Annotated in this window: 11 protein-coding genes; 4 read left to right on the forward strand and 7 right to left on the reverse strand. The window is 61.7% G+C overall.

Translation table 11 applies throughout. From position 1 onward, the window contains the following. Both EN935_RS10080 and lgt read right to left on the reverse strand, forming a co-directional pair. Positions 1–590 (reverse strand): SAM-dependent methyltransferase (locus EN935_RS10080; RefSeq protein WP_206534508.1); only part of this gene is annotated, 590 nt, incomplete at its 3' end. Continuing rightward, positions 587–1,441: a prolipoprotein diacylglyceryl transferase gene (lgt, locus tag EN935_RS10085; protein ID WP_127264939.1), complete on the reverse strand. Its 855-nt coding sequence runs from the start codon at positions 1,439–1,441 to the stop codon at positions 587–589. The genes lgt and EN935_RS10080, both read right to left, overlap by 4 nt. Positions 1,442–1,609: 168 nt before the next feature. Here lgt and EN935_RS10090 point away from each other — a divergent pair, with 168 nt between their 5' ends. The 3 genes from EN935_RS10090 to EN935_RS10100 all read left to right on the forward strand — a co-directional run bounded on the left by EN935_RS10090 (position 1,610) and on the right by EN935_RS10100 (position 3,130). Next, entirely contained in the window at positions 1,610–1,912 is a 303-nt protein-coding gene (locus EN935_RS10090; protein ID WP_109659791.1) for an accessory factor UbiK family protein, read from the forward strand. A 344-nt stretch (positions 1,913–2,256) separates the two neighbouring features. Continuing rightward, positions 2,257–2,757 (forward strand): YbjN domain-containing protein, encoded by a 501-nt coding sequence (locus tag EN935_RS10095; protein ID WP_013893499.1) that lies wholly within the window; start codon positions 2,257–2,259, stop codon positions 2,755–2,757. A 13-nt stretch (positions 2,758–2,770) separates the two neighbouring features. Further along, positions 2,771–3,130 (forward strand): tRNA-binding protein, encoded by a 360-nt coding sequence (locus EN935_RS10100; protein WP_109659793.1) that lies wholly within the window; start codon positions 2,771–2,773, stop codon positions 3,128–3,130. A gap of 30 nt (positions 3,131–3,160) precedes the next feature. On the opposite strand, the gene EN935_RS10105 is transcribed toward EN935_RS10100, so the two are convergent. The 5 genes from EN935_RS10105 to EN935_RS10125 form a co-directional block, all read right to left on the reverse strand. Continuing rightward, positions 3,161–4,828, reverse strand: coding sequence for a hypothetical protein (locus EN935_RS10105; protein ID WP_164757771.1), 1,668 nt, complete (start codon positions 4,826–4,828; stop codon positions 3,161–3,163). A gap of 162 nt (positions 4,829–4,990) precedes the next feature. Next, a complete protein-coding gene (locus EN935_RS10110) occupies positions 4,991–6,013 on the reverse strand; it encodes a glycosyltransferase family 1 protein (protein WP_109659797.1) in 1,023 nt (340 codons plus the stop codon). 206 nt (positions 6,014–6,219) lie between these two features. Beyond that, the gene (locus tag EN935_RS10115) at positions 6,220–7,635 is read right to left on the reverse strand and encodes an ATP-binding protein (protein WP_109659799.1); all 1,416 of its coding nucleotides are present in this window, start codon (positions 7,633–7,635) and stop codon (positions 6,220–6,222) included. Between the two features lie 49 nt (positions 7,636–7,684). Next, positions 7,685–8,404: a response regulator transcription factor gene (locus EN935_RS10120; protein WP_013530014.1), complete on the reverse strand. Its 720-nt coding sequence runs from the start codon at positions 8,402–8,404 to the stop codon at positions 7,685–7,687. Next, positions 8,391–8,924: a MarR family transcriptional regulator gene (locus tag EN935_RS10125; protein ID WP_164758034.1), complete on the reverse strand. Its 534-nt coding sequence runs from the start codon at positions 8,922–8,924 to the stop codon at positions 8,391–8,393. The genes EN935_RS10120 and EN935_RS10125 overlap by 14 nt, the downstream gene beginning before the upstream one ends. 247 nt (positions 8,925–9,171) lie before the next feature. Here EN935_RS10125 and EN935_RS10130 point away from each other — a divergent pair, with 247 nt between their 5' ends. After that, positions 9,172–10,065 carry a branched-chain amino acid aminotransferase gene (locus tag EN935_RS10130; RefSeq protein ID WP_127266173.1) on the forward strand — a complete coding sequence of 298 codons (894 nt, stop codon included), beginning with the start codon at positions 9,172–9,174 and terminating at the stop codon, positions 10,063–10,065. The last annotated feature ends 308 nt before the right edge of the window (positions 10,066–10,373 follow it).

Genomic DNA, 10,373 nt, shown 5'->3' on the forward strand with positions numbered 1-10,373 from the left:
GGGTCGACCGAGCCGGCGCCGGCGAAGAAGCAAAGGTCATTGGTGTCATCGAGGCCAACCATGCGCTCGCGCCAGCCGGCACCGGCGCGGACGAATTGGCGGACGGGCACGGCGTCGAACAACTCGTTGCCGACGATGAACAGCGGCTGTTGCGGCAAGGTCTCGATGGTCTCGTGCCAGCGAACCGCGAAAGGTGTGACGCCAAGCGTCTGTTGCTGGACCTCTGTCAGGCGCGGGCTGGTCTCGATCATGGCGAAGATGACGCCGTTGGCCAGATCGGGATCAAGCCGCGACAGCGTGCGCAGCATGTCCTTCATCAGCGTGCCGCGACCGGGGCCGATCTCGGCGATGGTGGCCGGCAGCGGCCGGCCGCTCGCTGCCCAAGCCTGGTACATCCACACAGCGACCAGTTCACCGAACATCTGGCTGATCTCGGGTGCGGTGATGAAGTCGCCGGCCGCACCAAAGGGCTCGCGCGTCGTGTAGTAGCCGTCCTCGGGGTCGAACAGGCACAGCGCCATGTATTCGTTGACGGGAAGCGGCCCCAGGGCCTCGATCAGGTCGACGATGCGGGTTTTCAGCCGTGTCATGCCGGCTGCGGCTGTGCCACCGGCTTGGCGGTCAGCATCGCCCAGATACCGGCCAGCACCATCGGGGTAGAAAGGATCATGCCCATGGTCAGCCAGTTGGTGCCGAGGAGATAGCCGAGCTGCTGGTCGGGCTCGCGGAAGAACTCGACGAAGATGCGCGACAGGCCATAGCCGCAGATGAAGGCGCCGCCGACGAAGCGCGGCGTTTTCAGCTTGAGGCGCGAATGGGTGAGGATGCGCAGCACGAGGAACAGCACCACGCCCTCGAGCAGCGCCTCGTAGAGCTGGCTCGGATGACGGGCAAACGGCCCGCCATTGGGGAATTCGAACGCCCACGGCATGTCGGTTGGCCGGCCCCAGAGCTCGGAATTGATGAAATTGGCGACGCGCACCAGGCCAAGGCCGACCGGCACGCCGGCCGCCACGACGTCAAACAGCGACCAGGTGCGGATGCCGCGCTTGATGGAGAACAGCGTCATGGCAAGGATGACGCCGAGCAGGCCGCCATGGAACGACATGCCGCCCTGCCAGACGGCGAAGATGTCGAGCGGGTGGGCGATGTAACGCGGCAGGTCGTAGAACAGCACATAGCCGGTGCGGCCGCCGAGCACGACGCCGATGGCCGCCCAGACGATGAAATCGTCGAGGTCCTCCGGCTTCATCGGCAGGACGCCGTTCGGCCACAGCCTGGCATTGGCGGCGAGCCGCTTGGCGTACCACCAGGCGAACAGGATGCCGACGATGTAGCCGACACCGTACCAGTGCACCGCCAGCGGTCCGACCTGGATGAGGATCGGGTTGATGTTGGGGAAGGGCAAGGAAGCCAGGGGCAGCAGGAAATATTCGTTCAACGGGGAACTCTCGGTTGCAATCGCGCTTGGGCGCGGACCATGCGGCAGGGTTTTGGCAGGGTCAAGGCAAGGTAGATGCTCCCGACTTGATGCCGCAGCTGCCTTCAACGTTCTTGCATTCCGCGCGCAGCGCCACTAACTCAATTCAAGCAAGCGCGAGGATTTGCCATGTCGACCGGACCGAACCGCATTCTCGATGAATTCGCCAAGCTGATGACCGACGCCGCCGGCGCCGCCCAGGGCGTGCGCCGTGAGGTGGAGACCGCGTTCAAGGGGCAGGCCGAACGCATTCTCAACACCATGGACGTGGTGCAGCGCGAAGAGTTCGAAGCCGCGCGCGAGATGGCCGCCAAGGCTCGGGAAGAAAACACCCGCCTTGCCGCCCGCATCGAGGCGCTCGAGGCGAAGCTTGCCGAACTGGCCGGTGACGCCGCACCAGCGGCGGCGGCCAAGCCCCGCGCAAAAAAATAATCGTTAAACTTTTCCACATAGCCCGATCCTGAAAAGCGCTTTGCCGTGAATCGCTTAACGGCATTGCATGAATCTTTGTGACAGCGGCTTTCCACATGCGAATGACGCAGTGCGAAAAATTGGGCTGTTCACGCGACTCCCGATCAATAGACTGAATTTGTTGCATGATTCGGAGCAGGGTCATGCGGCCGGGCGGTGGGGTCCGGTCTGGGGTCTTTGTGTCGAGAAGTAGTCTTTTGCGCGAAGAAAGTCCTGACCGTCCGAGTTCTAGACAAGATTGTTCGTTGTGTGTGCCCTCCCGCGGAGCGTGTGGCGCGCTCGTACAGAACGACAGGAAGCATTCCATGGAACTTCTCGAACTCGAATTCTCCCGCGAAATCCATCCGGTGGATGTTATCGAGCAGGTGGCCCACAACAACGACTGGTCCTTTGAGCGGGCCGGCGACGACGAGATTTCGATCTCGGTTGCCGGAAGCTGGACCGACTATCACGTCTCCTTCTCGTGGATGGAGGATTTCGAGGCGCTGCACCTGGCCTGCGCCTTCGACATCAAGGTGCCGGAGACCCGTGCGCTGGAAGTGATGCGGCTCTTGTCGCTGATCAACGAGCAGATGCTGTTCGGCCATTTCGACCTCTGGGAGCAGGAGGGCGCGATCATGTTCCGCCAGTCGCTGCTTCTGGCCGGCGGGGTCGAGCCGTCGAGCCAGCAGGTTGAAGTGTTGCTGTCGTCGGCGCTGGAAGCCTGCGAATGCTATTTCCAGGCCTTCCAGTTCGTTGTCTGGTCCGGAACCTCGGCCAAGGACGCACTGGCCGGCGTGCTGTTCGAGACCTACGGCAACGCCTGAGTTAAAGACCAAGATGAGTTCGAGCAGCGAGCGCAAGCCCGAGATCAGTTTTGCCGATTTCGATCGTGTCGATATCCGCGCCGGCACGATCGTGGAGGCCGAACCGTTCCCGCAGGCGCGTAAGCCCGCATTCAAGCTGAAGATCGATTTCGGCACCGACATCGGCATCAAGAAATCGTCGGCGCAGATCACGAAATACTATGCGCCGGAGACGCTGATCGGCCGGCAGGTGTTCGCGGTGGTCAATTTCCCGCCGCGCCAGATCGGCCCGTTCATGTCGGAAGTTTTGACGCTCGGCTTTCCCGATGAGGAGGGCGCCGTTGTGCTCGGTGCCATCGAGCGCAAGGTGCCGGATGGCGGGCGGCTGTTTTAGGATCCCAACTGAGGATCAGAACCCACGCCTTCAGGCGAACCGGGATAGATTGATAATCCTTTTCGGCTGATGCTTCAGCATGGATTCGATGCGGATGACGTGACAGGAGTGGCGCGCGTGAACATCATCGGCTTTCCTGTCCGCGTCGACCAATTTCCTTATCCTGTATAATTTGAACTGCTTGCCTTCGGCGATTAATTCAAGGTTGCCGTGTCGTGGCGGGCCACTCTCCGGCCCGATTACCAGCAGATAGTCAAAGTCACGGGTCCAATGCGCTGCATACGCCGCCTCGACCGGTGGGGATGCACCAGCGGCGTAGGCCTCCAGCTCAGACATCGGGATAGGCCCGCCTTGCGGTACGGTCAGGTTTGCTACTTCCGGCCGGGGCCTCACCGGCTGTTTTCCCGGATAGGTGAACAGCGTTGGCATCAAAGCATCGCGTGTGACTACGGCCAACGCGGCAGCATTGTACATTGGATAAAGGAGCAGATTCGTTGGTGGGTCGTCTGGAGAGCCATTCTGGCCGGTAAGGATTCGCGAGCCCATTGGAATGGCGTCGAACGCGGTCATAAGCGTACGATATTCGCTGCGGCACGACAATTGCGCCCAGATCGTGATGCCACTGTTTGCAAGCCCGACGCCAAACGCCAGCGCGACGAAAAGTGTTCTGCGCGGGCCTTGCGGACACTTGATCGTGACGAAAGCTGGCAGGATCAGAATAAGTGCCAGAAGAACGCGCCCGTCGACAAAGGCCGTGTCTGCAATGCGAAACGGCATGATAATGAACAGGCACAGGAGCCCAATGCCTATCCAGCAGCCGACGCGAGAGACCGTCACCATCCTGTGCTTCACCGCAAGGTAAGTGGGAATGGTCAGCACCACCGTCACGGCTGAGGAAGTGTATCTGCTGAAGCCGTTGACTTGAACCAGTGCTACCAATTTTGCGGACAGGGCCCATTCGGTTCCTTCGCCACCCACTTTGCCGCCGAAGGCGAGCGCCAGGGCGCCAACTGCGACGACGGGAGCAGCCATTCCGGCAACCAGCAAGATCGTGCGTTTCCAGTTCTCAATATGGTCGGGCCAGCGCGAGAGCTCGTACAGCCCCACCACGATGCCATACAGGCCGAGGGCAAATAAGTGGGAGATGTACAGAACCACGACGAAGACGGCGTGGATGGCGAGGCGCAGCGGCAAAGGTCTTTCCGCGAGCCAAATCCAGACCGCGACGGCCCAAAGAGCGATCCCGAACGCGAATTCGAAATTCACGAATCCGAAAGCGAAAGGCATGGCGTAGAGGAAGAGCGAAGCAACGAAGCCGCTGAGGATCACACGCCCCTGCGCGGCCGCTCCGACGGCCATTGCTCCGCTAACGACCAGCATTTGCGCGATCAGATAGAAGAGCCTTGATGCCAACTCGATCCCGATCAAGCGTCCAGCGAACGGGACAATGAGATCCATGGCTAGATTAGGGTAGGGTGCCCACGCGGCTTCATAGTAGGGATGGGCCCCGGGCGTGCCGGCGCGCATCAGGATCGACATTCTTGCGAGATGATTTGGATAGTCTGCCATAGCCGGTATGTCGACGAGCAGTACTGGCAAGAGAGCCATCACCAGTAGAACAATCAGCAAGATACCTTCGGGCCTGATGAAATGGCTCGTGTAACTGTTGATTTTGTTGGAGGCTGTTGCTTCGAACATGCCGCAATGTAGGTAGAAATGGTAAATTTTGAGTCGCCGACAAAGATTATGGATTCTCCATGTCTTTGGGAGGGTGAGATGGCGGCGCGCTTTATATTAGCTGTCGATGATTATACAGTCTTGGACTGCATTATCATTTGAATCATTTGATCTGACGCACGCTTAGGCCGCCAGCTTGCGCGTCGTGCCCAGCGCTTCCTCGACCGTGTCGAGGAACATTTCCGCGCAAGCTTTCCAGCTGTAGCGCATGGCGCGTTCGCGTGCCTGCGCGCGGTCGACGTTGAGCGCGGCGAGCGAGGCCTCGCGCAGGTCGTTGGAGACCGCGCCGCCAAAGCCATCGCCGACGATGTCGATCGGCCCGGTCACCGGATAGGCGGCGACCGGCGTGCCGCTGGCCAGCGCCTCAATGATGACGTTGCCGAAGGTGTCGGTGCGGCTGGGGAAGACGAAGACGTCGGCCGAGGCATAGATCTCGGCCAGTTCGTCATTGGGACGATGGCCGAGGAAATGCGCCTGCGGGTACTTCGCCTTCAGCCTGGCAAGCTCGGGGCCTTCGCCGACGATAACCTTGCTGCCCGGCAGGTCGAGGTCGAGGAAGGCGGAGAGGTTCTTTTCGATGGCGACGCGACCGACGCAGAGGAAGATCGGGCCGGGGAAGCCGAGATCCTTCTTCTTGTCAGGGCGGAAATGATCGGTGTCGACGCCGCGCGTCCACGGCCGCAGCTTGGTGAAGCCGCGCGCCGAAAGGTCGTCGGCGAGCGACTGGGTGGCGACCAGCGTGCCCTGGCCGGAATTGTGGAAATCGCGCAGCCAGCGATAAGCCCAGCTTTCCGGCACCGGCAGGCGGGCGCTGAGATATTCGGGAAAGCGCGTGTGGTAGCTGGTGGTGAACGGCCGGCCGGCATTGCGGCAATAGCGCCGCGCCATGATGCCGAGCGGACCCTCGGTGACGATGTGGATGTGGTCCGCCTTGCCGGCTTCGATCAGGCGAGCGACATGGCCGGGCGTGGTCAGCGCCAGCCTTATGTCGGGATAGGTCGGCAGGGGCAAGGTGCGAAAGATGTTGGGCGTCAGGAAATCCACCGCGACATCGAAGGATTTCAGCGTTTCGGTGAGCCGCTCCAGCGTGTGGACGACGCCGTTGACCTGCGGGCGCCAGGCGTCGGTGACCATCAGTATGCGCATGGCGGCCCTTTGCAGGAAAGGTCGACGGTTGCCTTGAGACGATGCCGGAACGGCGACCAGCCTGCGGCTCTCGCTTCGCTCCAGCGCACCCGGGCGGGCACGGGGTCGAAGTGAGGCGGCAGGGCCGAATCAATTGAGGTCGCGCGCTTCATGCGCGCTCTTGACCATGGTTTCATGACGGGCGGATGAAGCCCGTCCTCCGCCGACTATGCCGGAACCTGGATGACGGCGCGAAGTCCGCCGAGCGGGCTGTCGTCGAGGGTGATGTCGCCGCCATGGCTGCGGGCGATGTCGCGGGCAATCGACAGGCCGAGCCCGGTGCCGCTGGCATCGAGGTTGCGGGCCTCGTCGAGCCGCACGAACGGTTTGAACACGTCTTCGCGCCGGTCTGCGGGAATGCCCGGACCATCGTCGTCGATGGTGACCAGAAGCGAGCCGCGGCCATGGGTGGCGTTGACCTCCACCGTCTTGGCATAGCGGAAGGCGTTGCCGATGACGTTGGACATCAGCCGGGCAAAGGCGTTCGGCCGCACATGCACATCGGGGTCGCCGGCAAGCGTCGTCGACAGCTTGCGCTTGCGCAGCCTGGCTTCCTCGCCGAGCTTCTCGAAATAGGCCTCGAGATCGAACCGTCCGGCGTCTTCCGAAGCCTCGCCACGGGCAAAAGCGAGATAGCCTTCGAGCATCGACTGCATGTCGTCGATGTCCTGGTCGAGCGCCGCCTTGGTCTCGGCCTTGCCGCCGGAAAGCGCAAGCTGCAGCTTGAAGCGGGTGAGGATGGTTCGCAGGTCATGGCTGACGCCGGTGAGCATGGCGGTGCGTTGCTCGATCTGGCGCTCGATGCGCTCGCGCATTTGCATGAAGGCAAAGCCGGCGCGGCGGACCTCCTCGGCGCCGCGCGGCCGGAAATCGCGCGGCATCGGCCGGCCCTTGCCGAAGCTTTCGGCGGCTTCGGCAAGCGTCAGGATCGGCCGGATCTGGTTGCGCAGGAAGGGAATGGCGATCATCAGGAGCACCAGCGAGGTGCCGACCATCCAGATCAGGAAGATGTGGGTGTTCGAGGCATAGGCCTGGCTGCGGCGCACGAAGACGCGCAGCACCTTGTTCTCGAGCTGGACGCGCACCTCGACGATGTTGGAATTGCCGACCGTGTCGATCCAGAACGGTCGATTGATCTGGCGCGTGATCTCGGACGACAGAACATCATCCAAAATCGAGAAGAACGGCTTTGGGCCGGGCGCGGGCAGCGGGTCGGGCGGCAAGAGGTCGACCTTCAGCTGCATGCGGTCCTGGGCGATGCGGATGATGTTGGTGTAGTCGGCGTCGCGCGGATAGGTTTCGATCAGGTCGATGATGGCGGCGATGTCGCGCACGGTGGCCTGCGACAGGCGCTGCGTCACGGTTGCCCAATGGCGTTCCATGAAGACAAAGGCGACGACCGATTGCAGAAGGATCATCGGCGCGATGACGATGATCAGCGAGCGGGCATAGAGCCGCTTTGGCATGTAGAGCGAGACGAGGCGCCAGAAGCGGTTCCAAGCGCGCGGCACCGCCTTCAGCGTCCGCGTGGCGCGTGCGCTCAAGCCGCCATTGCCCGGCTGTTCCAGTTCCGTGGTTGCCATTCGCTCTTTTCGCTTGCCCGCAGCCGTTCAGCCAGCCGCAGGCGGCATTCTATTCCACGCTGAGCCGATACCCAATACCGCGTACGGTCTGCAGCCAGACCGGATTGGACGGATCGCGCTCGATCTTGCGGCGCAGCCGGTTGATCTGGACGTCGATGGTGCGCTCGCCGACTTCCGAATCGTCGCCGACAAGCTCGTGGCGGGGTATCGTCTCGCCTGCCCGCGCGGCGAAGATCGCCAGGATCTCCTGCTCGCGGTCGGTCAGCTTCAGCGCCTCGCCGCCACGCTTCAATTCGCGTCTGGCGATCTGGAAGGTGTAGGGGCCGAAGACCAGCTGCTCGACCTTGGGCGTGGTGGCAGGGCCACCGCGGCGCAGGATGTTGTTGATGCGCAGGATCAGCTCGCGCGGATCGAAGGGTTTTGGCAGATAGTCGTCGGCGCCGGCCTCCAGCCCTGAGATGCGGCTGTCGGTCTCCGACAGCGCCGTCAGCATCAGGATCGGTACGTTCTTTTCGGCCCGCAGCGACTTGGTCAAGTCGACGCCCGTCTCGCCAGGCATCATGACGTCCAGCACCAGAAGGTCGAAGTCGAGGCCGGCAAGCTTGCGCCTGGCTTCGCCTGCATTGCCGGCGACGGTGACGCGAAAGCCGTTTTCGGTCAGATACTGCTTGAGAAGATTGCGGATGCGGGTGTCGTCGTCGACCACAAGCAGATGTGGCGCGTCGTCGTCCGGTGCGGCCGCATGATCGACCCGTTCAGTGCTCTCCATGGCTTTTCCCTGACATCTTTGCGGATCCAACGTCGATCTGCGCCCTCAGTTCCGGATTGACCATCGCTTCGAGGAACCGTTCCACCAGGATCCGTTCGGTTATTCCGGAATCTCCCAATGCAGCATGGATGCGGCGCGACTGTGGCCGCGCTAGCGCCAGCGCCAGCGCACGGCCCTTGGCCGTCGGATAAAGCTCGCGCTGGCGGCGGTCGCGCGGCCCTTGCAATTGCACGACATGGTCGGTGTCGATCAATTGCTTGAGCACGCGGGCCAGGCTCTGCTTGGTAATCTTCAGCACGTCGAGCAGTTCGGCGACCGTCAGGCCGGGCCTGCGGTTGACGAAATGCAGCACCCGGTGGTGAGCCCGGCCGAAACCGTAATCGGCCAGAATCTGGTCCGGATCGGAGGTGAAGTCACGATAGGCGAAGAAGAGCAGCTCGATGATGGCGAAGTCGATGCCGTCCTCGTCGGTGATCGCGGTCCTGATCGGTTTTCCGGCTGCGTGGCTTCGATCCGTCATCATTTCTCCGTAGGAAAGAGAGATTATGTCAGTACTATTGACGTAATTTCCCTGCAATGGTAATTTTTGACAAGCTTTTGGACGGATTGCGAACGAAAAGGCAAGGGAAGCCGGTTTTTCCGGAACTTCCTGAGTTTGCCAGAGCGCAATTATCCGCCTACGCTCCAGCATAAAAGCCGCTTTGGGCGGCCGACACGAAACACCAACGATACAACACTATGCGGGCTGCCGCCCGCGGGAGGTTACCATGGCATCCGTTCCCTTCGACCAACTGGATGGTTTCATCTGGATGAACGGCGAATTCGTCCAATGGGGTGACGCCAAGATCCATGTGCTGACCCATGGCCTGCATTACGCCAGCGCCGTCTTCGAGGGCGAGCGCGCCTATGGCGGCGAGATCTTCAAGCTCAATGAACACACCGAGCGCCTGCATGAATCGGCGCGCCTGCTCGGCTTCAAGGTTCCCTATTCGGTGGCGGAGCTCAACGACGCCTCCACCACGCTTCTGAAGAAGCAGGGTTTCCAGGATGCCTATGTCCGGCCGATCGCCTGGCGCGGCAGTGAACAGATGGGCGTTTCGGCGCAGAACAACCGCATCAACTGCGCCATCGCCATCTGGCAATGGCCGAGCTATTTCGATCCCGCACAGAAGCTGAAAGGTATCCGCCTCGATGTGGCGGAATGGCGCCGGCCAGACCCGCGCACCGCACCTTCCAAGTCGAAGGCCGCCGGCCTCTACATGATCTGCACCATGTCCAAGCATGCCGCCGAGGCCAAGGGCTATGCCGACGCCATGATGCTCGACTGGCGTGGCCAGGTCGCCGAAGCGACCGGCGCCAACATTTTCTTCGTCAAGGACGGCAAGATCCACACGCCCAAGCCCGATTGCTTCCTTGACGGCATCACCCGCCGCACGGTCATTGGCTTGGCCAAGGATCGCGGCCTGGAGGTGATCGAACGCGCCATCCTGCCGGAAGAACTCGAGGGCTTCGAGCAATGCTTCCTGACCGGGACGGCAGCGGAAGTAACGCCGGTTTCGGAGATCGGACCTTACCGATTCGAGGTCGGTGAAATCGCCAAAAACCTTATGAATGACTATTCTGCCGCCGTTCAGCCCAAGCACGCGATCGCCGCAGAATAACGAAAGTCACAGCTTTTTTAGCAAGCAGGGGCGGTTTTAGGGCCGCCCCTTTTATTTAAGCGTTCCTGCATTTGACTTTCGTCCAATTCGGCGTCTCATGATGCTGTCGGCCCGGGAGGCTGGCAGCTATGGAGGGACTAATCATATGGACATGAACACGCTTCTTCCGATCATAATACAGGTGATTACGGGTATCATCGGTGGTCAGGCGGTCGGTGCGGCGCTCAAGACGGCGGCGATGGGTCAGCTTCCCAAAATCCTGGGTGGAGCCATTGGCGGTGTCGGCGGGGCGGCGGTCCTCGCCACCC

Source organism: Mesorhizobium sp. M7D.F.Ca.US.004.03.1.1 (genome assembly GCF_003998635.1).
Taxonomy (GTDB): Bacteria; Pseudomonadota; Alphaproteobacteria; order Rhizobiales; family Rhizobiaceae; genus Mesorhizobium; species Mesorhizobium loti.